Here is a 23,142-nt window from a genome sequence, read left to right on the forward strand (position 1 = left end):
TACTGACGTCGCTACCCATCGATTCAATCGAGAGGCCGCACATGAGTCAGATCCCCCCGATGGTTCCTGGCAGTCCTCAAGACGACCCGCTCCAGGGTACTCCCGACGACGAGTCCCGCCGGGACTTCCTGATTGCGGGAAGCACCGTGGCGGGTGCAACGCTAATCCCGTTGCCGTCCCTCGCGGCCGCACCAGCAAAAAGTGATCCGCGCAGTAGCGTCCGGCTTACACCACTGACGCTCACCGTGAACGGTGAGCGCCACGCCATGCAGGTGGACAACCGCCAGTCCCTCCTGGACTTGCTACGGGAGTCCCTGCAGCTCACCGGCACCAAGAAGGGGTGCAATCAGGGGGCTTGTGGTGCGTGCACCGTGTTGGTGAATGGCCGACGGATTGTCTCGTGCCTCGCTCCTGCCGTTCTCTATGACGGGGCAGAGGTGACCACGATTGAAGGGCTTGCTGTCGGAGACCAACTCCACCCGCTGCAGCAGGCCTTTATCGATCATGAGGGCTTCCAGTGCGGGTATTGCACCGCAGGTCAGATTATGTCCGGTGTGGCGTGCATCAAGGAGGGACACGCGAACTCCGATTACGAGGCGAAGTACTGGATGAGCGGTAACATCTGTCGATGCGGTGCCTACTCGGGCATCAGCGCGGCGGTGGTAGAGGTCGCTCGGAGGGGGCAATCATGATTCAGTTCACCCTGTCACGAGCGAAGAGCGTAGATGAAGCGATCAAGCTAGCGGGCGAGGGCGGCCGCTACATTGCCGGCGGCACGACCCTGTTCGACCTTATGCGCGAGGAGGTCGAGACGCCACGTGCGCTCGTCGACATAAACTCGCTTCCTCTCGACTACGTTCGCAAAGAAAAGGAAGAACTGGTCATCGGCGGGCTTGTCCGGATGTCTGACATGGCCGCGAGCCCGGAGGTCAGACGGCACCAGCCCCTACTGTCGGAGTCCCTGACTGAGGGCGCCTCTCCTCAACTGAGAAACATGGCGTCGATCGGTGGAAATCTGTTGCAGCGGGTGCGCTGTCCCTATTTCCGCATGCGCGACGTCGGCTGCAACAAGCGCCAGCCCGGATCTGGCTGTGCCGCCCAGGAAGGTCTCAACGCGGGACACGCCGTTCTGGGGACGAGCGAGCATTGCGCGGCCACGCACCCTTCGGACGTCGCCGTTGCCCTGATCGCAATGGATGCCACACTCCATGTCCAGGGTCCCTCCGGTCGCCGAAGCTTCCCTGTCGAAGAGCTCTTCCGGCTGCCGGGTAACACCCCCCACCTAGAACATACGCTGGCTCCTGGCGAGTTGATCGTGGAGGTTCGGGTGCCTTTAGGACCGCATGCACAACGCGCCCGCTACCTGAAGGTTCGTGACAGGGCCTCATACGAGTTTGCATTGGTCGCCGCAGCGACCGCCCTCCATGTCGAAGGCGGCATTGTTCGTGACGCACGTTTGGCCTGCGGAGGTGTGGGAACCCGACCTTGGCGGATGCGCGATGTGGAGAAGTTGCTCGTCGGCGAGCAGCCCTCTCGGGAGCTTTTTGAGAGGGCCGGCGAGGCAGCGACGGCTGGCGCAAAGGCGCTACATCACAACGGCTATAAGATTCCACTCCTGGCGCGGACCGTTACGCGGGCCCTTGAAATGGCGAATGAGGTGGCAGCATGAGCGCGCTGATTGGAAAGAGTGAGAAGCGGGTCGATGGCCGTGACAAGGTCACAGGACGCGCCCAGTACGCCGGCGATTTTCACTTGCCAGGTCAGTTGTATGGCGTGGTAGTGCCCTCAACGGTCGGTCTAGGCCGGATACAGAGTATCGACTCTGCCGCGGCTCAGTCCCTGCCTGGTGTGGTGGCGGTCATCAGCCACATGAATGCCCCGAAGTTGGCCTACAAGCCTCATAAGGCCTTCATCGACCCTGCGGTCGGCGAGCGCCTGCACGTGCTTCAGGATGCAGACGTCCGCTTCTACGGGCAACCCATCGCAGTGGTCGTCGCAGACTCTCTGGATAATGCCGAGCGAGCGGCGAACGCGTTGAACGTGCGTTACGAGCGGCGGCAACCCATTGTGGATCTACGTGATCCATCCCTCCCCAAGGTCGCGCCGACGGCAATGGGAGAGGAGGCCGCGAAACATCGAGGTGATATGGCAGCGGTCGTTCCCGACATCGTGACCGTCGAGGAAGACTACGACATCGCCCGCGAAAACCACACGCCGATTGAGCTGCACGCCACGCTGGCGGCATGGGAGGGCGATAAGCTCACCCTCTGGAGCAAGAGTCAGTTCGTGGTTAACGAACAGGCTGAGATTGCGGCGATTTTCGGGATAGAGCCTGCCAATGTGCAGGTCAACAGTCCTTTCATTGGCGGTGCGTTCGGTACAAGCCTGCGCACATGGCCACACGTCACCCTGGCGGCCCTGGCAGCCAAGGTGACGGGACGTCCGGTGAAAGTCACGCTCTCGCGCAAGCAAACCTTCTATACGACCGGACATCGTCCGCTAACGCTCCAACACGTACGGGTCAGTGCAACTCGCGACGGCCGACTCACACACCTCGAGCATCAGGGCGTGGGAGAGACCAGCCGCTATGAGCAGTTCGCCGAGGCGTTGGTGGGTGCCACCAATTACATGTACTCCTGCCCAAATCTCAAGGTCGACTACCGACTGCAGCCCTGCGATACGTCCACGCCGACCTACATGAGAGGCCCTGGAGAGGCCAGCGGGATCTTTGCGCTTGAAACGGCGCTTGACGAGCTTGCCTACAAACTCGATATGGATCCCGTCGAACTGAGGCGGAGAAACGAGCCCAAGATCGACGAAGGCAATGGGAAGCCGTTTTCCAGCCGGTCGTTGCTGCAGTGTTACGAAGAGGGCGGAAAACGATTTGGCTGGTCGCGCCGTGCTCCCAAGCCTGGATCGATGAAAGACGGTCGGACATTGATTGGCTGGGGCATGGCATCGGGTACCTATCCGGTCTGGTTCATTCCGGCGAATGCCCGCGCTCGCATCACCTCGGCGGGCAGGTTTGACGTGGAAGCAGCCGCCAGTGACATGGGGCCGGGTACTTATACCTCCATCACGCAGGTCGCAGCTGAGACCCTCGGCGTCCCGATGCACGCAGTTCGCTTTAGGCTTGGCCAGTCAGACTTCCCGCCCACGCCGCCACATGGCGGCTCTATGACCATGGCCTCGGTTGGCTCAGGCGTTCAAAGCGCCTGCCGGGCACTTCAGGCCGAGCTGATCAAGGTAGCCACCTCCGCTGAAGGCTCGCCCTTTCGGGGAGCCAGTCCAGAGTCTTTGTATTGGGGTGAGGGCGCGTTGAGGCAACATGACAAGAGCGATGGCCTTACCTACGAGCAGCTTGCGCGGATTGCTCCGTCGGGATTGAGCGCCGACGGTACGGGCGGGCGCAGTGAAGACGCATCGAAGTACTCGATGCACGCCTTCGGCGCGGTATTCGTGGAAATCGGCATCGACCCTGACGTCTACACCATGCACATCCGCAGGATGGTGGGCGCGTACGGCGCTGGCAGAATCATCAACCCGCGCCTGGCGACCAGCCAATGCGTGGGCGGGATGGTCGGTGGCATTGGCATGGCGATCATGGAAGCTACAGTGCTGGATCGCCGAGATGGGCGCCCCATCAATGCCCACATGGCTGACTACCTCATGCCCGTCAACTTGGATATTGGCGATATGCAGGTGATCTTCGTGGACGAGGAGGATCCTTACGTCAATCCGCTCGGCGTGAAAGGGTTGGGTGAGATTGCTTTGGTCGGGGTCGCGCCCGCGATCGGGAACGCGATCTATCACGCGACGGGGCAACGTATACGGAACCTGCCCATTCGCATCGAGAACCTGCTCCATCACGCTTGAGTACATGTATGACAACGTCCAATCAGGCATGGCCGTCGTGGCCTGTCTATGGCTTGGTCGATGACATCGTGCCCATCATGCTGCGCTGCGCCGCAGACCAGGAGCCCTTTGCCCTGGCCACTGTCGTAAAGGTAGTGGGTTCTTCGCCACGGCGGATGGGTTCCGAGATGCTGATCACCGCGCGAGGCGAAGTCTACGGTTACGTCTCGGGGGGCTGCATCGAAGCGGCGGTGGCCGAAGAAGCAAGACAGTGCTTGAACGATCGCTTACCCCGGATGCTGGTGTATGGGGAGGGAAGTCCGCATATCGACATCCAGCTCACATGCGGTGGGAGGATCGAGGTATTTGTCAGGTGCGTCGAAGCAGGAAGTCAGTGGCTTTCATGCCTTGCCGCCGCCAGGGCCGGGCGCTACGCCTTAGAGGTCAGTACCAATCTTCGTACCGGTGAGATGGTCGTGGTAGGCGAAGACTGGCCGGCCAGCATCGGCTACCGGTGTCGATACACACCGCCTACTAGGCTCGTCCTCATAGGCGGTGATCCGGTCACGCTGGCCACCGCCATGCTAGCCAGTCACATGGGGATGGAGGTCGTGCTGTGGCGACATCATGGGCCTGCGGAGCTGCCCCACCAGGTAAGCGTGTCGACCTATCTCGCCGGCTCCCTGTATGAAGGCCTGGGCTCGCTCAAGATCGATGAGTTCACCGCGGTCTACTGCCTTACACACGACCTGCATCTGGACGTGCTGGCGCTTGAGCAGGCCTTGCCAAGCTCCGCCTTCTGTGTTGGCGTACTAGGTAGTCGCAGTAAACGTGAGGCGCGCGCTCAGGCGCTACAGGCCCATGGCGTCAGTCGCCTATCGCTCTCTCGTCTGCGATCACCGGCGGGAATTGCAATTGAGGCCAAGACGCCACATGAGATCGCACTCTCAATCTTGGCAGAAGTGGTCTCCCTATCTCGATCAGAAGCTCACGGCTTGTTCGACCAGGAAACATCCGAGCCCATGCGCCTTGCCGTTTGAGCATATGGGGAAGCGTTAGCGATGGTATCTGGGATGATCTATCGCTGGAGACTTGTCGGGCTTCTCTGCCTTCTGAGTGGCTGTTCCACTTTGCATGACGCGGATGTGGGCAGGGCAGAAGAGGGGTTAGTTAGCGATAACCAGGCCGCAAGTGTGGCGAGCCGCGGTCAGGGAAGACGCTCTCGGCTTAACACATACATGTCCTGCGCCGTGACAGCGTTCGACGCGATGGCAAGTAGCCCGCGAACTTTGGCGCTTCAGGCTTCCACTGAAGCGACGGTGTGCACAAAGGCGTGGTTGAATGCGGCGGTGCAGGAGCACCCGCAGTGGCAACAGGGCATGGCGACGGTGGGCGGGACGACGGTGGAGGTCATTCTAAGAGACGCATCCCCCAACCTGGCTATCAAGTTTCGCATCATTACATCCGATCAGGTCCCCATGCACATGTACTGGGGGGCGAGAAAGACAAGACCTGGCTTCGGCGTTCCCGTTGTTCTTTTGTCTCAACGGTGCAGTGGCCGACCCGTTTGCTCGCTTTTGCCCCCCTCAGGGGTTGCCCGGTCAGCGACCGCTTGGCTTGAGCCATCAACGGAGGGTGCAGTTCCGCGCCTCGTACTAGCTCATGCGGTGCGAACAAAGGGCGTCTACACGGGCTACAACTTTTGGCCCTTGGCTGAAGACAGCTCTGCGTTCTATGCAGCGGCTCTCGGCCATTCCCCAATTCGTCGGCTGTCAGTCTGGAATCTGCTCGGTGGCCGAGAAATGGGCCGTCGCGCAGGGGTATACCTGCTTGAAGACTACGACCCCAACAAGCGCACCTTGGTGATGGTCCATGGCCTCGGGAGCAGTCCAGTCACCTGGGCACGCTTGTCAAACGCGATCTGGGCGGACTCGGAGCTACGCGCCAACTATCAGATCTGGCAGGTGGTCTACGAGACGAATGAGCCGATTCTTGTAGGGCGACATAGGGTAGAGCGCTATCTGGACAAAGCATGGGAAACGCTCGATCCGCAAGGAATCGCGCCTGCAAGGAGAAATATCGTCCTGCTGGGGCACAGCATGGGCGGGGCAATCTCTCGACTACTCATGGTCCAATCGCACGATAAGGTTTGGAAGGCAGCCTTCAACGCGCCCGTTTCGGCATTGTCGGGTAATACTGAAGACATTCGCGCGCTCGAGGGAATGTTTCGTCTGGCACCGTATCCGGGCGTCAAGCGCGGAATATTCTTGGCATCACCTCACCAAGGAAGCCCTACCGCAGGGTCGTTCATAGGACGTGTAGCCGATCGCCTGATAGGGCGACGAAGCCCGGAGCTAGCTGCGCTGCGGCGGGTAGCGATCAAGAATGAAGGTGCCGTTCCTGCAGCTCTGAAACACCACTTCCTCGAAGGAAACATCAACAGCATCACCACGCTCCGAAGCGATCAGCCAGTCATGGCCGCTGCCCGCGAACTGCAGGTTTCCGACTGCACACCGTTTCACACGATCGCAGGACACAAGGCTGGCAGTTCCCCTCCTGGCGACGGCGTGGTACCCCTAGAAAGCGCGATTCTGCCCGGCGCGGCATCCAACCTTGTTATCGAGTCCTCCCACAATGTGCACGAGCAAGATGCCGCAATAGCTGAAGTCATCAGAATCCTCCATCTCGAGATAGAAGAGAACGATGATCTCGGGGCCGCGAAATCTTGAGCTGGCGTGCGAATCTGAAGCTTGGGCAGACGCAGAAAGCCATGAGTCGTGATGCGCTCAGCTCGTCGGCTCAATCGCCTAATACACTGTACAGGCTCTCATAACTTCCGCCGGAACGTGCTTGGCGTGACGCCGATTACGCGCGAGAAAACAGAAGAGAACGCGGAGGGAGTTCTGTAGCCCACGGCCGCACCAATATTCGCGATCGAATCCTTCGAGTTTGCGAGAAGCTCTGCGGCAACCTGCATTCTCATGCGCACCAGGTGCTCGTGAGGGCTGCTGCCAGTCGCAACACGAAATGCCGTACAGAAATGATACCTGCTCAGCCCGACAGTATCCGCGATTTCCTTAAGTGTTAGGTCGGCCGATATATTGGCCCGCATGTACGCGGTCACCTTCCTGACCTGCCACGCTGCCAGTCCTCGCTGGGGGCCCCGGATCACGTCGCCAAGTGTGGAGTGGTTACGAATAAGCTGAAAGCAAAGCAGATCGGTGAGCCTATCCATGAACAACGAGGAGTGATTAGTGGGCTTTTCAACCTCGTTGCTTATCATTGCCAAGATGGCAAACAGATGGTGGTCGGTGGTATGAACACGATCCAGCAGCTCAAATGACTTGCCCTCGACAATCTGCTCCGCACAGTCCATAAGATGCTCATTGCTCAGGTAGACATTGGAGACAAGGATTGGCTGCGTTATGGTCCAGTCGCCGTCGTGCCCCAAGGGTGCGAGCGTGATTCCGCCCTTCTGGGCTGGGGCTGTGGTGCGCTTGCCATCAATGCACGCGTGCGCGACACCTGTGCCGGCGAACGTGGCCGCCAAGACATGTTGGCTCATCGGTGGGACGTAGCCTTCGTAGGCAGGATTGGCCCATCGCCCGGTGATCCGCGTCCCTCCACGCATGCGCAACGGTAGGACCGGGGGAGCGACTCCGACTAAGGCCCGGATGGCTTCTGAGGCAGGGGTGAGGTTAGCTGAGCGCATCGAAGACTCCAATAATGAAGCCCAAGTGGACAATCGCGGTGTGCAGCCCCCCGAGGAGCAAGCCTTCACCTGCATCAGCTCAGCGTATGCCTGGGGCGGATACAGGTAAATGAATGAACATCGCCACTCGTCGGAGCGTGCTCAGTTTGTAGCGGCCGTTACAGACCTAACCGACTACGAGCACAACATCCCCCTGACTGCCGCGCCCACCACCCCCAATCCGGTTTTACATAATAGGCATTATGCGAAATTGTCTATGGGCTGAGCTTGGGGTAATCCCGGCCGCATGCATGGCCACATCCGTTCCCGTACCCATGGCGACGCCGAGAGTGGCGGCCGCCAGCGCAGGCGCATCGTTGACGCCATCGCCGACCATGGCCACCGGCGCAGTCTGGGCCAGTTCGGCCACCAGGGCAGCTTTCTGCTCGGGCAGCACGTTAGCGCGCACCTCCTGGATACCGATCGCCTTGGCCACAGAGGCCGCCGCGCCCGGGTTGTCTCCGGAGATCATGACCGTGCGCAGACCGAGCGCGTGCAGGTGCTCAACCGCCGAGGCCGCCCCCGGACGTGGCGGGTCCTGGAAGGCCAGAATGCCAAGCAGCTGTGGTTGATCGCCTCCCCGCTCAGCCAGCCAGGACACAGTATGTCCGGTCTGGCTGAGCAGTTCGGCCCGGCTCTGCAGGGCAGTCAGCGCAACGCCGTGCTCCAGCATCATCCGTGTGCTGCCCAACAACAGGGCTCTACCCTCCACCGTGCCCGTCATTCCACGACCGGGGACCGCCTGTACGTCGCGGGCGAGCGGAATCACGCGCTGGCCCACCGCGCTCAGTACCGCCTTGGCCAAGGGGTGTTCACTGCCTTGCTGCAAGGCCGCGGTAAGCGGCAACAGGTCGTGGGCGTGCCCGCGCGTGGCGATTTCTTCAGCCAGCACCGGGCGTCCCTGCGTCAGGGTGCCGGTCTTGTCGAACGCGATTACCTGCACGGTGCGGGCCACTTCCAATGCTTCGGCATCCTTGACCAGAATGCCAGCCCGAGCGGCCACCCCGGTGCCGGCCATGATGGCCGTCGGTGTTGCCAAGCCCAGTGCACAGGGGCACGCAATGACCAGTACGGCCACCGCGCTCAGAATCGCTTGGTTCCAGTCGCCAGTGCCGATACCCCACCCCAGCAGCGTGAGCAAGGCCAGCGCGATCACCACCGGCACGAAGATGGCGCTTACCCGATCCACCGTCCGCTGGATGGGCGCCTTCTTGGCCTGCGCATCCTCTACTAGACGAATGATCCGGGACAACGCGGTCTCGGCGCCGATTGCCAGCGTGCGTACCAGGATGCGGCCTTCACCGTTGATGGCTCCGCCAGTAACGCGATCGCCTTCCCCGCGTGCGACCGGCATGGATTCGCCTGTGATGAGGGACTCATCCACGTGTGTCCGCCCCTCCACGATCACGCCGTCCATGGCGATGCGCTCGCCCGGCCGCACACTGACAATGTCCGAGACGGCAACTTCGTGAATGGGGACTTCGCGCTCTTGTCCGTCCTTATGCACACGAGCGGTGGCCGGTCGCAGCGCCTGCAAGGCACGAATCGCCTGCGTGGTCTGCCGCTTGGCGCGAGCCTCAAGCCATTTGCCAAGCAGGATCAGGGTGATGATGACGGCCGAGGTCTCGAAGTACAGTGCGGCTTGTCCGTGATGATCGGCGCCGTTGAGCAAGTGGTAGACACTCAGTCCGTAACCTGCGCTCGTTCCCAAGGCCACCAGCAGGTCCATGTTGCCGGTGCCGGCGCGCAAGGCATGCCATCCGGCACGGTAGAACCGCGCGCCGATCCAGAACTGTACGGGCGTGGCGAGCACGAACTGCAGCCAACCGGGCAACATCCAGTGCTGGCCTGCGACCCATCCCAACATAGGCACAACCAGCGGTAGAGAAAGCGCGGCCGCCATCAGCAGTTTGAGGGTGTCACCACCGACTCCTGGACGGCCCGTAGATGCGTGGGTACCGCCTTCAGCGGCCGGCGGCTCGGTCGCGCGATAACCTGCGGCGCTGACTGCAGCAACCAGCGCCGCGACATCGAGCGGGAGCGTGGAGCGAACACGTGCGCGCTCGGTGGCCAGGTTGACCGCCACATCGATCACCCCAGGCACGGCGCGCAGCGCACGCTCCACGCGGGCTACACACGAGGCGCAGGTCATTCCTTCGATGATCAAATCCCGTTCCTGGCTGGGGACCTCATAGCCGGCCTGCCTCACCGCCGCGATCAAGGTGGGCAGCGTCCCCGCGGGTGCGGCGACCTCGGCAACTTCAGTAGCCAGATTGACCGAAGCATTCTGCACCCCCGTAACGGCTCGCAGGCTGCGCTCGACCCTACCAACGCACGAGGCGCAGGTCATGCCAGCAATGCCGAAGCGATGGGTGTCATGAGGCATCGGCGGCGATGGGGTGATAGCTATGTCCATGGTGAGTGACCGAAAGAAACCAGGAGATAGCGTGGTCCTTCCCATGATGGGAAGGTCAACATCGTACGTCGGTGGGTACATCGGGTCAGCTCCGGATTGACCTTCCCACCGTGGCAAGCCTCACCGTGACACTGTCGGCGAGTGGCCGGCGTTATCGAAGGAGTTGTCCCATGAATCTCGTTGTGGAAGGCATGACCTGTGGGCACTGTGTTCAGACGGTCACCCGTGCCATCCAGGCGCTTGACCCCGATGCGCAGGTGCAGGTCGATCTGGGCAGCGGTGTGGTCAGTATCGAGGGCGCCCTTGCCGTGGAGCAGGCCGTGGAGGCCATCCAAGGGCAAGGGTATGTGGTCGCCGCGGTGCTCCCCCAAGCGAGCGATGCCCCGCCCACTCCTGCCGCATCCTGTTGCGGTGGCTGCCACCGCTGAAGCTCCTTTATTGGGAGCGAGGCCACTTGATCCTGATCAATGTGTTCCGGGCCTGAGAGGTCTAGACTGGCAGCATGAGAGGTATGCCCTGCCCTGCCCTGGCGCCCTTTGTGCTCGCAGCTGTTGCTGCGGGCCCGCAGGAGTCGTGGTGGTGAAGCTGCTGACGCGATTGCGGCGTCGACGCCCCCGTGCCCGCTTGGCGTGGCTGGGGCTTTGGGCGCTGATGCTTCAGCAGTTGGCGCTGGCGGCCTACGCCTGTCCCTTGGAATCGGTAGAAGCCGGGCAATCCACGCTGATGGTCGGTTGCGAAGAAATGTCCGCACCGGACCCCGATGCCCCCGCGTTGTGCGATCAACATTGCCAGCGAGATCACATCGCCCCGGCCGATGTGAAGGCACCGCAAGTCCCTCATCAGCCCGCGCTGGCAACCTTTGCCTTGGTGCATGCCTTGCTGCCGCCGGTGCAAGCGCAGTTCTATCGTGACATCCCCCCTGCGTGTCCGATCCGCCTCCCTTGCAGCGCTTCTGTAGCCTGCTGATCTAAGCCATCTCCTCGACGAATCCGTTCGCGTGCTGCATGCGTTGCAGCGCGTTCGTTGTCGTTTGTCCGGAGGTCTTATGGAGATGTGTTTCATGCTGCGCGCAAAGCGCAGGATGGTGTGCGGGGTCGTGCTTGCCTTGGCAATGAGTGGTCAAGTGGTAGCGGCGAGCCCGCCAGCGCCGATCAGCTATGCCCAAGCGCAGCAGCGGGCAGTGGCGATCGCCCCCACGCTGATCGCGCGTCAATCGCAGATTGACGCAGGCACCGAAGAGGCCGAACGTGCCGGCGCGCTGCCCGACCCGCGTCTGCTCGTGGGGCTGGCGAACTGGCCCGTCAGCGGACCCGATGCCTTCAGCCTGCGGGCTGATGAGATGACCACCCAGCAGATCGGGTTGATGCAGGAGTTTCCCGCACGTGCGAAACGTCGTGCCGAGCAGGCGCTGGCGCAGGCAACGCTGGCGCAGGCGAAGTCACTGTCGCGGGCGGAGCAACAGATGGTGGCCCAAGCTGCTGCGCAGGCCTGGATCGAGCTGTGGAGTTCGCAGCAAGCCGTAGCCGCCTTGCAAGCGCTGCGCGAGCCTGCCCACGTGGCCGAGCGCACCGCGCGTGCGCGGTTGGCTGGAGGTACGGCCGGCGCCAGTGATGTGCTTGCCGCCCAAGCCGCCTTGCTCCAGCTGGACAATCGGCTGGAGCAAGCCCGGGCCGAGCAGGCCGCAGCCCAGGCCGGACTCGCCAGGTGGCTGGGACTGTCACCCGAACTCGTCCTGGCCAGCGATGCGGTGCCGGATTTCTCCACCTTGCCGCTCAGCCCGGAGCAGTTGCTGTCCCAGCTGGACCAACACGCGCCATTGCTGGGTTGGGAGGCACGCCAAGCGGTGGCGCAAGCTAAGGTGGATGCGGCCGTGGCCGATACGCGCCCGGATTGGAGCGTGGAACTGACCTACGGTCGGCGCGAGCGCGCGCCCGATGGCATGCGGCGCAGCGACATGCTCATGGTCGAGGTAGGCGTGGGGCTGCCGCTGTTTCAGAAGAACCGCCAGGCCCGCGGCATCGCGGCGCGACGGGCCGAGCTGGAGGCCGTGGCCGCCGAGCGCGACGAGGCCCGACGTGTGCAGGCCGAGGCGGTGCAGCGCGCCTTGGCGCTATGGCGTGGCCTGACCGGACAGCTGGAGCGTCAGCGCACCCAGAGCCTGCCTTTGGCGCGTGATCGCGCGCATACGGCCCTGGCGGCCTACGGCGCAGGTGCCGAGTTGCAGCCGTGGCTGGAAGCTCGTCGCGATGAGATCGAGCTGCAATTGGAGAACGCCCGCCTGATGGGCGAACAGGGCCGTGCCTGGGCGGCACTGGCCTATCTGCTGCCCCATGAGGAGAACACGCCATGAAGCCCATCAAGACGCGTCTAATGCGGGCCGCCATGGCCCTGGGTCTTTTAGCGGTTGGCTTTGTGGGCGGTTACGTTTGGCTCGGGCGGACTTCAGACACCGCCGAGGTCACCCCCGGCAACGGCGCGCAGGCCGCTCGCAAGGTTCTGTACTGGTATGACCCCATGGCGCCGGAGCAGCGCTTCGACAAGCCAGGCAAATCTCCGTTCATGGATATGGAACTGATCCCCAAGTACGCCGACGAGGCCATGGCAGGTGCGAGTCAGATCGACCCACGCCTGCAACAGAACGTTGGCATCCGTACTGAAGAAGTCACCGTCCAAACGCTGGGTGCCACGGTGCGCGTGCCCGGCACGCTGACGTGGGACCTGACCCGGGAAACGGTGGTCAGTGCCCGCATGGAAGGTCTGGTGACCCGGGTTCAGATCAAGGCGCCGTTCAGCGAGGTTCGTCGTGGCCAGGCCCTGGCCACCGTGCAGGCCCCGGCATGGAACGCGGCCATCGCCGAGGCACGTGCGCTCGGTCAGGCCCAGTCAGCGGCTGCGCGTGAGCTGCAGGGCGCCGCACACCGACGATTGCAGTCGCTGGGCGTTCCTGCAGGTGCCTCGGCCACAGGCGGTGTGGTGCTCGGCGCCGCGCAAGGCGGTGTGGTGACGGAAATTCTGGCGCGTGAAGGACTGACGGTGATGCCGGGCACGCCGCTGTTCAAGATCAATGGACTGGACACAATCTGGCTGGAGGCCTCGGTACCGCAGGCGGCCTTGGGCACCTTGCAGCCAGGAACGCCGGTGCAGGCGACGGTTAGTGCGTGGCCGGCTGAGCGCTTTACCGGACACATCCAAGCCTTGCTTCCGCAGGTCGACATGACCAGTCGGACGCAGCGCGCCCGCATCGTATTGCGCAATGAGAAACGCAAACTGGTGCCGGGCATGTTTGCCGAGGTGCTGGTACAGGCCGACAACGAGCAGGCTTTGCCGCTCATTCCCACCGAGGCGCTGATCGCCACCGGACGCGACAGCCGGGTCATCGTGCAGGATTCGGACGGCAGCTTCCGCCCGGTGCAGGTGAAGATCGGACGCAGCGTGCAAGGCCGCACGCAGGTGATTGCTGGCTTGAGCGGCGGTGAGCGTGTGGTGGTTTCTGGTCAGTTCTTGCTGGACTCCGAAGCCAGCCTCTCCGGCGCATTGGAGCGACTGGGTACCGCGCAACCCGAAACACCTGTCAGCACATCGGGCCCGCACGAGCGGCATGACGCCGTCCACGATGTGCCCGCTGGCACTTCGTCCACGCCCACACTGCCAACGCCAACGCAGGGATCGCATGTGGTGCCTGCTACCAAGTCACCGCGCTGCCCGGTGCAGTACTGGTATGACCCGATGGTGCCGGATAAGCATTTCGACAAGCCCGGCAAGTCACCGTTTATGGATATGCAGCTGGTGCCCCAGTTTGGTCCGGACGCCGCCAGCGATTGCCAGGCCAGCGAAGTGATGCCCCATGCGATGGAGGGCACGCCATGATCGCCCGCCTCATCCATGCCTGTATCGCCAATCGTGCCCTGGTATTGGTCGCAGCTGTCCTATTGGCCGTGGTGGGCATCTGGTCGGTCAAGAACACCCCGCTCGATGCCCTGCCCGACCTCTCCGATACCCAGGTCATCATTCGAACGCAGTGGGCAGGGCAAACCCCGCGCATCATCGAGGATCAGGTGACCTACCCACTGGCGACCACGATGTTGTCCGTGCCCGGTGTCAAAGCGGTACGTGGCTTCTCCTTCTTCGGCGATTCCTTCGTCTACATCCTGTTTGATGACGACACCGATCTCTACTGGGCGCGCTCGCGCGTGCTGGAGTATCTGAGCCAGGTGCGCGATCGACTCCCGACCAACGTGAATCCGGCCCTCGGCCCGGATGCTACGGGTCTGGGTTGGATCTACCAGTACGCTCTGGTCGATCGCACCGGGGAACGCGATGTGGGACAGCTGCGTGCCCTGCAGGACTGGTTTTTGCGCTACGAGCTCAAGACGGTGCCCGATGTGGCCGAGGTGGCCAGTGTCGGCGGTGCGGTACGGGCATGGCAGATCCAGCCCGATCCTCAGGCCTTGGCCGCACGTGGGCTGACCATTGCCCAGTTGATCGAGGCGGTGGACGCGGCCAACGGCGCCACCGGGGGCTCGGTCATCGAACAGGGTGAGGCCGAGCTGATGGTGCGCAGCGAGGGCTATTTGCGTACTCAGGAAGCCTTTGAACAGGTGCCCGTAGCCGCCACTGATGGCCTGCCGGTCCTGCTTGGTGAGGTGGCCACGATCAGTCGCGGTCCAACGTTTCGTCGCGGCATCGCCGAGCTTGATGGTCAGGGCGAGGTCGCCGGCGGCGTCATTGTGCTGCGAACGGGTAAAGATGCGCTGGGCGCCATCAAGAACGTCAAGGCGCGGCTGAAGGAGCTGCAGGTCAGCTTGCCCGAAGGGGTTGAGGTGGTGCCGGTCTATGATCGCTCCGAACTGATCCAAGATGCCGTACGCAACCTCACCCACAAGCTGGGCGAGGAGTTCCTGGTGGTGGCCTTGGTATGCCTGCTGTTCCTGTGGCATCTGCGCTCGGCGCTGGTGGCCGTCATCACGTTGCCGTTAGGCATCTTGGCCGCCTTCATTGTGATGCATGCGCAAGGTATCTCGGCCAACCTGCTCTCCTTGGGTGGCATCGCCATTGCGATCGGTGCGATGGTCGATGCGGCCGTGGTGATGATCGAGAACGCCCACAAGCATCTGGAGCATTGGCGTGAGGAGCATGGGCGAGAACCGGTGGGCGAGGAGCATTGGCAGTTGATGGCCCGATCTGCGGCCGAGGTAGGCCCCGCCCTGTTTGCCAGCTTGCTGGTCATTACCCTGTCCTTCGTTCCGGTCTTCGCCCTCCAGGCCCAGGAAGGACGCCTGTTCTCGCCATTGGCGTACACCAAAACCTACGCCATGGCCGCGGCTGCAGGGCTATCGGTGACGCTGATTCCGGTGCTGATGGGCTATCTGATCCGCGGACGCATTCGCCCTGAGCAGCACAATCCGATCAACCGCATCCTCATCGCTGGCTATCGGCCTATCCTGCTGTGGGTGCTCAGGCACCCAGGGATCACCCTGGGTCTGGGCGGGCTGCTGCTGGTGCTCACGCTGATCCCATTCAATCGCCTGGGCAGTGAGTTCATGCCGCCCTTGGACGAAGGCAGCCTGCTGTACATGCCTACCGCCCTGCCCGGCCTGTCGGCCGACAAAGCACGTCAGCTGCTCCAGCTCTCAGGACGCATGATCAAGACCGTGCCCGAAGTGGATCACGTCTTTGGCAAGGCCGGTCGTGCCGAGAGTGCAACCGACCCGGCGCCGATCGAGATGTTCGAGACGACCGTGACCTTCAAGCCGCGTGATCAGTGGCGCGCTGGAATGACGCCACAAAAGCTGCGGCAGGAACTGGACGCAGCAGTGAAGATTCCCGGCTTGACCAATCTGTGGGTGCCGCCGATCCGCAATCGGATCGACATGCTGGCCACTGGCATAAAGAGCCCGATTGGCATCAAGGTGTCGGGTCCGGATGTGGAGCAGATCGAGCGCCTGAGCCAACAGATCGAGCAAGTGGCCAAGACGGTGCCCGGCGTGAGCTCGGCACTGGCTGAGCGGGTCACCGGCGGACGCTACGTCGATATTCGTCTGCGACCGGAGATTGCCGCGCGCTATGGGTTCACCCAAGCCCAGCTGCAGCTGATCATCGCTGCAGTCATCGGCGGCGATGCGATCGGCGAAACGATCGAAGGGCGGGAACGCTATCCGATCCTTGTGCGCTATCCGCGCGCGCAGCGTGACTCGCTGCAAGCCTTGCAGGACCTGCCGCTGATCGCCGCCGGTGGGGTCCAGTTGACCCTGAGCCAGGTCGCCGAGATTTCATTAAGTCCCGGGCCGCCCATGCTCAAGAGCGATAACGGCCGCCTGGTGGGTTACATCTACGTCGATGTGACAGATCGTGACCTGGGTTCGGTGGTTACCGACCTTCAAGCCGCCGTTGAAGAGAGCGTCACCCTGCCCGCCGGGTATGGCATCGCCTGGTCCGGGCAGTACGAGTACCTGCAGCGTGCGCTGGCGCGCCTGCAATGGGTGGTGCCTGCTGCGCTGGCCATCATTTTCCTGGTGATCTGGATGGTATTTCGTCGGCTCAGCGACGTGTCGATCATCCTGCTCAGCCTGCCGCTGGCCTTGGTAGGCGGTTTCTGGTTGATCTGGGGATTGGGCCACGCCATCTCCGTCGCCAGCATGATCGGCTTCATCGCCTTGGGCGGCGTGGCCGCCGAGTTCGGCGTCATCATGCTGCTGTACCTGCGTCATGCCTGGGAGCAGCGTCTGGCCGCCGGCGCCCCAGCGGATCTGGCGACATTGCACGAGGCGATCTATGAGGGTGCGGTACAGCGCGTGCGACCCAAGGCCATGACCGTGGCCGTCATCCTGGCAGGCCTGTTTCCCTTGTTCATTGGAGCAGGCGCCGGCTCGGAGGTCATGCGGCGCATCGCTGCGCCTATGCTCGGCGGCATGATCACCGCACCCGTGCTTTCAATGCTGGTGATTCCAGCCGCGTTCTATCTGGTACGCCGCCGAGGGCTGCGCAAGGCAGGGATTGCGACACCACCGGTGTCCTAGACCAACACACGCTACGCGCACAAAAAGACGCCGGTCATGGAAGAAGTCATGACTGGCGTCAAAGGGAAGAGTGCCGCCATCTACTCATCAGTGCCCGGCGTGGTCTGAAATCTCAAAACTCAGCGAGGCCCGATCGGAGTGGCGACCTTGAAGCTGGCCTGTCCTTGGGCATCGGTGCGCAACAGCGTGGCGCTGTCGGGTACACGAAGATGTGGATCCTGCTCTCCAGTGCCAAGACATGGGATATGTATTCATCCAGCCCACTGACTGGGACGGGCGCAGGAAGGATTTCCGGTACGCCCTGCCCGACCGGCCTACTAGGCCGGCAGGCAGGGGTTGGCTCAGATCTTGAAATCGTCGTAGGCGACCTGGCTCTCCGGCACTCCCAACCTGGCCAGCAGTTCCCGCGTGGCCTTGAGCATGGCTGGCGGCCCGCAAAGGTAGAACTCACAGTCAGCCAACGCTTGGTGGGCCTTCAGCAGACGATCGTGGGCCACCTCATGGACCAGCCCGCGCAGCAAGGCATCGTCGTTCTGTGCCTCATCCGAGAGCACAAGGTGCCAGCTGAAGTTGGGGTACTGATGCGCGAGCTGCTCCATTTCTTCGATGTAAGGCGCTTCCTTCAGGCTGCGTGCGCCATACCAGAAGTGAATCCGTTCGCCGCCCTGGGCCGCCAGCAGCGTGCGAATCATTGCCCGCAGCGGCGCCATGCCGGCCCCGCCGCCGATGAAGACCTTCTCACGTCCATGCGGCTTGAGCGCGAAGTCGCCAAACGGGCCGCTGAAGTAGACCCGGTCACCCGGCGCCAGTGTGTACAGGTAGGTCGAGCCCCGGCCCGGTGGATACCGTTTCTTGTCAGATCGCCCCGGGCTGAAGCGGGCCAGCAGGGTCAGGCGCCCTTGGGCCTGATCGACGGGCAAGGCCAGCGAATACGCCCGGCGTACAGGTTCGCGATTGACCAGCTTTTCGGGCAACTCCACGCCGGCCCAGTCCTGGTGGTGATCCTCCGGCCGCATGAGCTTGGCCACCGGGACGTCGTATTCGGGCACATGCACCTGCAGATAGGCGCCGGGTTGGTACTCCGGACCAGCAGGCTCGTCGGGCTTGAGCACGATCTCGCGCAGGAACGGGGTCACTGCCGTGACCTGCTCGACAGTGGCGGCATACTCGGTCCATAGACTCGCCCCGCCCGCCACTTCGACATCGGTATCCTCGGCCACCGTCAGATTGCAGGCCAGGCGATACCCCATCTTCACCTTGCTGGCGCCCAGGTGAGCGCGATCGGCGGCGGTAGGTTTGGGTGCTACGCCACGGAATCGCACCTCGCACAAGCCACAGCTCTGCCCTCCTCCACAGTTGGACGGCAGTTGCACACCTTCGCGCGCCAGGGATACGTACACGTTGTCACCGGCGGCCGCGCGCACCGTACGCAGGCGAGTTCCATCTGGCCCGAACACAGATACCTCACGGGCCGGACGCCAGCGGCGCGGCACGAACTCACTCCAGTGGAAGCTCGCAAACAGTAGCCAGATACCGGTCAATGCCAGCCACAAGCCGCCGATAGCGGCGGTGACGACCATAGGGTTGTTGAAGTTCTTGCGCCCGGTGTAGTCCATGATGTGGAGCATCCAGAACACATCGAACAGGCGCCAGGTCTTGTTGCGGTGATAAAGCACCTCGCCGGTTTGGGCGGACAGGTACACCGTGGTGTCCTGGGCATCGTCAGTATCCACCCGCCATAGGCGCCCTTCGTGGTCACGCACCTCGCCAGTCCATTCCAAGAGGCGGGGCGACTTCAGGGTGCCCGGACCGGTATAAGAAGCTTGCGCCAGGCGTGTAGCCCAACTCGCGTCCAGAGCAATGGGTTGACCGGACACAGCATCGGCCAAGGTGATGCCTTGTGCATCGGCCAGCTGATACACCGGGGTATCCAGCAACCAGCCCGAACTCACGCGGCTGATCTTCTTCTTGCCTCCGAGGAAGCTGGCCGGTGAACGGGCATTGGCGGGCCAAGCATGCGAGTCGTGGGCGTGGGCCTGAAACTGATGACCCTGTACCTGATCGTGATCCAACCAACTCATCATCACGCCGCTGGCCATCCACAACAGCAATTGCAGGCCGATGATCAAACCGACCCACTTATGTAGGGTTCTCATCCAGGGCGTCATGCCGCGTTCCTCCTGCGAAAGCTGTAGAACAGCAGCCAGGCACCGCTGAGCACGAACACCAGTCCCAACGCCGAAGCCACGCGCAACAAGGTGTTGTTGACGTCCGAGCGCGCTTCGTAATCCATGATGTGGAACATCCACAGAAAATCGAACCAGCGCCACAGGCTGTGTCGGCGCGCCAGCAACTCGCCGCTATAGGGCGAGAAATACAGGGTGGTTTCCCCGGCATCGGCATAGTGCACGGCCCACATCGGGACCGGTCGGGTGGCTACCTCCTGTGGGGCTTGGGTCACCCACTCGACCCGGGCCACTGGCGCCTGCCCTTGGTACACGGCCTTGGCCAAGGCGATCGCCATTTGCTGATCCCCGGGCGAAAGCACCTGCCCGGTCGTGGCATCGAGCAGGTAGATCTTGTCTTGGGCATGGATCTCATACACGTCCCGCTCCAGCAGCCGCTTGAGCTTGAGTTGCGTCATGCCTGGATAGCGGCGCTGCAATTCCTCCCCCGATAGGTGCGTAGGGGCAACCAGTGGCTGCTGATGCGCGTGCGCCAGGTGATCGCCATGGATGACGTCCAGGGAGATCACCGTCATGTACACACCGCTGATCATCCACAGCAGCGCTTGCACGCCGATGATCAGGCCAATCCATTTGTGGGCCTTACGCGCCCAAAAAGCCGATTTCATAGTGATCTCGTTCGACAAGAAGACAATGCCTGCTCCCGCCGCAAGGACGGGAGCAGGCCAAGCAAGCCTTACCAGTGGTAACCCACGCGGGCATACCAACGACGACCCAGCAGGTCATACGTCATCGTGTCGGTATTGGCGTCGGTGTAGCTCTGGATGAACGGAGCTTTCTTGTCGTACAGGTTGTCGATGCCGAAGGAGACATCAAATGCCTTGCTCGGTGCGTACTTGAGCTGGACATTGTGGTACGTCACGCTGGGGGCGTGGTCACCAATGTCGCCGGGGCTGGCATTGATGTCATCGGCCTTACCGATGTACTGCAGGCTGTAGGAACCTGACCATGCCTCCCGTTCCATCGTCAGCGAGGTCAGCGCACGCCAGTGAGTGAAGCTGCCCCGGCCGCCGGTGATCTTGCCGGCGTACTCGATCACCTCCGCACCCGGGAACGGACGCACGTCGTACTGGTCCAGGTACGACACATCCACGCTCAAAGTCGAATCAAACCCGGCGACCGCGAACTCGTACAAACCACCCAGATCGATGCCTCGAACACGTTCATTGGCGGCATTGACCGGCTGGGACGACAGGAAATCCACCTCGCCGGTGATCGGATTGCGAGTGAAGTTGTCGTTGCCGCAGAACGGATGCGCCAGGCCCGGGGTGTTGTAGCAGATAGACAACTTGGTCGAGCCGTCAATGCGCTGGATCGCGTTGTCGATCTTGATGTTGAAGTAGTCCACCGTCAGCGTCAGCCCCGGCAAGAAGTTCGGGGTCCAGACCGCGCCCACAGTCAGGGATTTGGCATCTTCCGGCTCCAGGTCGGGATTGCCGCCTGAAGTGGTGAGGATGGTGTTACCCGGCTGCATGTACCCGGCCGGCACGCCATAAGCCTGGCAGTTCTGTCGCACCACCGAGTCAGCCGGCAGGCTGCTCCAGCCGCTGCACGGGTCAGTGGTGGTGAGGTTGCCCTCTGCAACACCGCCGAATAGTTCGGGGATGTTGGGAATGCGGAAGGCCGTGGCGTAGTTGGCGCGCACTTTCAGGGAAGGCACGATCTGCCAGTCCAGCCCCACCTTGTAGTTCACGTCCTCGCCGAACAGGTCGTAATCGGAGTACCGCACCGCTGCATTGAGCGTCAGGCTCTCGGCGATGACACTGTCCTGCAACAGCGGAACCGCGAACTCAGCGAAGGCTTCCTTGGCCGTGTACTCGCCAGCGATGGGATCTTGCTGATTGGTATTGGCGATGCCCAGCACCGTTAGCGGATCGGGATCGCGCCAGCCGCGCTCCTTGCGCACCTCGATACCTGAAGCAAAACCGACCCAACCGGCTGGCATCTCAAACAGCTGGCCGCTGATGTTGGCGGTAAAGCTCTTCTGGTCATTGCCCCCATGGTCACGCGTATTAAACAGAATGTAGTTGAGGACTTCCGGGGTGAGGTCGCCGTAGCCAAGATAGTCGCCACAGGGGATGGCCGCACCGGGCGTGTTGCTGCACAGCGCGGTGTTGAGCGTATCGTCCACGCGATCCAGATTGGCCACGTTGGTCGAACCATCCACACCGGTGTTGCGGCCCCAATTCAACGCAGCCGACCAGTCCCAGTTCATGCCCAGCTGCCCTTCGATACCGGCCACCACGCGGAACGTGTTGGTTTCCTGGAAAAACTCACGCGCGCCTGCTTCTTCCAGTCGACGGCGTTGTAGGAGCAGATCCTGACCGGTGGGGTTGGTTGGATGATCGGCTGCGATGTTGATCGGGCGATAGACGCCCAGGCTACCGGGTGTCGCCAGCTGATCGGATTGGCGATTGGTGAACATCAGCTCGGTAAAGACCCGCGTGGTCTCGTTCAGCGAGCTATCGCCGAACAGACTGAAGCTCAGGCGCTTGATCGGATTGACGGCGTTGAGATACGGATTGCCGTTGTAGTTGTGCTTGGCCGCCGAGTACGGCTCGTAGAAGTCGCCGTCTCCGTTGGGATCCTGGTTGAAGTTCACGCGCGAGCCATCGGCCAGCAATGCCCGCCCGCCAATCGTCGCCGAACTTCCCACGCACTCCAGTCGTCCGTCGACCTCACCCAACCCACACGGTGCGCGGGAGGCCATGTTGACCGCGCCACTTTCGGAGTAGTTGATGCCCGCCATCAACGAGCCACGGTCAGAGCTCACACCCCAGGCGAAATCGAAAGACTTCTCCTCACCATCGCTTTCAAACGTTTGACCGTAACGCACGGCTGCTTCTGCGCCGTCGTAGCCCTTCTTGGTGATGATGTTCACCACACCCGCTACCGCATCGGCGCCGTAGATCGCCGAGGCGCCGTCCTTGAGTACTTCGATGCGCTCGATCAGCGCCACCGGAATGATGTTCAGGTCCACCGAGCTGTTCGCACCGGTGCCGCCATTGACCACGCGACGGCCGTTGAGCAGTACCAACGTACGATTGATGCCCAACCCGCGCAGATTGACTTGCGTGGTGCCGTAACCATTCTCGGCCCAGTAGGCATTGCTCTGGCTGCCCGCAAAGCCTGCCGAGGCAGGCAGACGCTGCAACAGGGTTTCTACCGAGGTCGCACCGGAACGTTCGATGGCCTCTGCGTCGACCACGCTGACCGGGCCGACGCCGGAAATCTGCAGGCGCTTGATATGGCTGCCGGTGACCTGGACCGTATCCAGGGTTCTGGCCGACTCGCTCGCGGCGGCCTGTTCAGTTTCTTGGGCCAGGGCCACGGTGGAAAAACCGGCACACAGAAGGGCGCCGACGGATACCGCCAAAGGATTGCGCTTGAAGTACATGGGTTCTCTCTCCCCCGAAGGGCAATGCATGCGTATGACCCTGGTGCCCCAGACGTGGGGGCCTATGCGACATCAGGGCGTGCGTAGACGTCGCCAGTCAATGGCGACTAAGCAGCATTAGCCGATGGGAGGTCGGAACAGCCGGGACACCTGTCGTCGCAGCGGCGGCAGATCAGGCGTAGGCAAGTGGGTGCTATTGAGCGCGTGCTGGGCGGCAAAGATGACCGGTACGCGACCAGCAAAGAACGTCAGGACACAACTGCAATCGCACGAGGTGGTACTACAGTCACAACGGTGATCGCTTTGATCACCCTGGCCGGCCTGCTTGCCGCCGAAATTTTTGTTGCAATCGTTACTAATCTTGACGCGTTCGTTGCTGCGTACGCCCTCCCCGGCCCGCACGCCGTGGACGGTGTGGGAGCCGGCCACGCTGCCAGGTGGGGGAATGTGCCGCACGGCCA

15 protein-coding genes are annotated in these 23,142 nt (G+C 62.4%); 10 read left to right on the forward strand and 5 right to left on the reverse strand.

The window, feature by feature from the left end:
• Nucleotides 1–41: 41 nt before the first annotated feature.
• The 5 genes from MUU77_RS09285 (at nucleotide 42) to MUU77_RS09305 (ending at nucleotide 6,584) form a co-directional block, all read left to right on the forward strand.
• On the forward strand, nucleotides 42–692 hold the full coding sequence (locus tag MUU77_RS09285) for a 2Fe-2S iron-sulfur cluster-binding protein (protein ID WP_345779048.1): 651 nt from the start codon (nucleotides 42–44) through the stop codon (nucleotides 690–692).
• Nucleotides 689–1,669 (forward strand): xanthine dehydrogenase family protein subunit M, encoded by a 981-nt coding sequence (locus MUU77_RS09290; protein WP_245085846.1) that lies wholly within the window; start codon nucleotides 689–691, stop codon nucleotides 1,667–1,669. Before MUU77_RS09285 ends, MUU77_RS09290 begins: the two co-directional genes overlap by 4 nt.
• Nucleotides 1,666–3,876 carry a xanthine dehydrogenase family protein molybdopterin-binding subunit gene (locus MUU77_RS09295; protein ID WP_245085848.1) on the forward strand — a complete coding sequence of 737 codons (2,211 nt, stop codon included), beginning with the start codon at nucleotides 1,666–1,668 and terminating at the stop codon, nucleotides 3,874–3,876. The genes MUU77_RS09290 and MUU77_RS09295 overlap by 4 nt, the downstream gene beginning before the upstream one ends.
• 8 nt (nucleotides 3,877–3,884) lie before the next feature.
• Nucleotides 3,885–4,895, forward strand: a complete 1,011-nt coding sequence (locus MUU77_RS09300; RefSeq protein ID WP_245085850.1) for an XdhC family protein — start codon at nucleotides 3,885–3,887, stop codon at nucleotides 4,893–4,895.
• A 669-nt stretch (nucleotides 4,896–5,564) separates the two neighbouring features.
• A complete protein-coding gene (locus MUU77_RS09305) occupies nucleotides 5,565–6,584 on the forward strand; it encodes an alpha/beta hydrolase (RefSeq protein WP_245085852.1) in 1,020 nt (339 codons plus the stop codon).
• 98 nt (nucleotides 6,585–6,682) lie between these two features.
• On the opposite strand, the gene MUU77_RS09310 is transcribed toward MUU77_RS09305, so the two are convergent.
• Both MUU77_RS09310 and MUU77_RS09315 read right to left on the reverse strand, forming a co-directional pair.
• Nucleotides 6,683–7,420 carry an AraC family transcriptional regulator gene (locus MUU77_RS09310; RefSeq protein ID WP_245085854.1) on the reverse strand — a complete coding sequence of 246 codons (738 nt, stop codon included), beginning with the start codon at nucleotides 7,418–7,420 and terminating at the stop codon, nucleotides 6,683–6,685.
• Between the two features lie 373 nt (nucleotides 7,421–7,793).
• The gene (locus MUU77_RS09315; RefSeq protein WP_245085856.1) at nucleotides 7,794–9,992 is read right to left on the reverse strand and encodes a heavy metal translocating P-type ATPase; all 2,199 of its coding nucleotides are present in this window, start codon (nucleotides 9,990–9,992) and stop codon (nucleotides 7,794–7,796) included.
• 200 nt (nucleotides 9,993–10,192) lie between these two features.
• Between MUU77_RS09315 and MUU77_RS09320 the strand changes: the two genes are divergently transcribed.
• From MUU77_RS09320 to MUU77_RS09345, 5 genes are all read left to right on the forward strand, one after another.
• Nucleotides 10,193–10,450, forward strand: a complete 258-nt coding sequence (locus MUU77_RS09320; protein WP_245085858.1) for a cation transporter — start codon at nucleotides 10,193–10,195, stop codon at nucleotides 10,448–10,450.
• A 151-nt stretch (nucleotides 10,451–10,601) separates the two neighbouring features.
• Nucleotides 10,602–10,988, forward strand: coding sequence for a hypothetical protein (locus tag MUU77_RS09325; protein ID WP_245085860.1), 387 nt, complete (start codon nucleotides 10,602–10,604; stop codon nucleotides 10,986–10,988).
• Between the two features lie 94 nt (nucleotides 10,989–11,082).
• A complete protein-coding gene (locus MUU77_RS09330) occupies nucleotides 11,083–12,372 on the forward strand; it encodes a TolC family protein (protein ID WP_280640372.1) in 1,290 nt (429 codons plus the stop codon).
• Complete coding sequence (locus MUU77_RS18560) at nucleotides 12,369–13,889, forward strand: efflux RND transporter periplasmic adaptor subunit (RefSeq protein ID WP_345779049.1); 1,521 nt, start codon at nucleotides 12,369–12,371, stop codon at nucleotides 13,887–13,889. The genes MUU77_RS09330 and MUU77_RS18560 overlap by 4 nt, the downstream gene beginning before the upstream one ends.
• The gene (locus MUU77_RS09345) at nucleotides 13,886–17,038 is read left to right on the forward strand and encodes a CusA/CzcA family heavy metal efflux RND transporter (protein WP_245085864.1); all 3,153 of its coding nucleotides are present in this window, start codon (nucleotides 13,886–13,888) and stop codon (nucleotides 17,036–17,038) included. The genes MUU77_RS18560 and MUU77_RS09345 overlap by 4 nt, the downstream gene beginning before the upstream one ends.
• A 341-nt stretch (nucleotides 17,039–17,379) precedes the next feature.
• On the opposite strand, the gene MUU77_RS09350 is transcribed toward MUU77_RS09345, so the two are convergent.
• From MUU77_RS09350 to MUU77_RS09360, 3 genes are read right to left on the reverse strand one after another with little or no spacing between them, the layout of a single operon-like run.
• Nucleotides 17,380–19,206 (reverse strand): PepSY domain-containing protein, encoded by a 1,827-nt coding sequence (locus MUU77_RS09350; RefSeq protein WP_245085866.1) that lies wholly within the window; start codon nucleotides 19,204–19,206, stop codon nucleotides 17,380–17,382.
• The gene (locus MUU77_RS09355; protein WP_245085868.1) at nucleotides 19,203–19,910 is read right to left on the reverse strand and encodes a PepSY domain-containing protein; all 708 of its coding nucleotides are present in this window, start codon (nucleotides 19,908–19,910) and stop codon (nucleotides 19,203–19,205) included. The genes MUU77_RS09350 and MUU77_RS09355 overlap by 4 nt, the downstream gene beginning before the upstream one ends.
• A gap of 50 nt (nucleotides 19,911–19,960) precedes the next feature.
• A complete protein-coding gene (locus tag MUU77_RS09360) occupies nucleotides 19,961–22,681 on the reverse strand; it encodes a TonB-dependent receptor (RefSeq protein WP_245085870.1) in 2,721 nt (906 codons plus the stop codon).
• Nucleotides 22,682–23,142: the final 461 nt, after the last annotated feature.

This window comes from Pseudoxanthomonas sp. F37, assembly GCF_022965755.1.
Taxonomy (GTDB): domain Bacteria; phylum Pseudomonadota; class Gammaproteobacteria; order Xanthomonadales; family Xanthomonadaceae; genus Pseudoxanthomonas_A.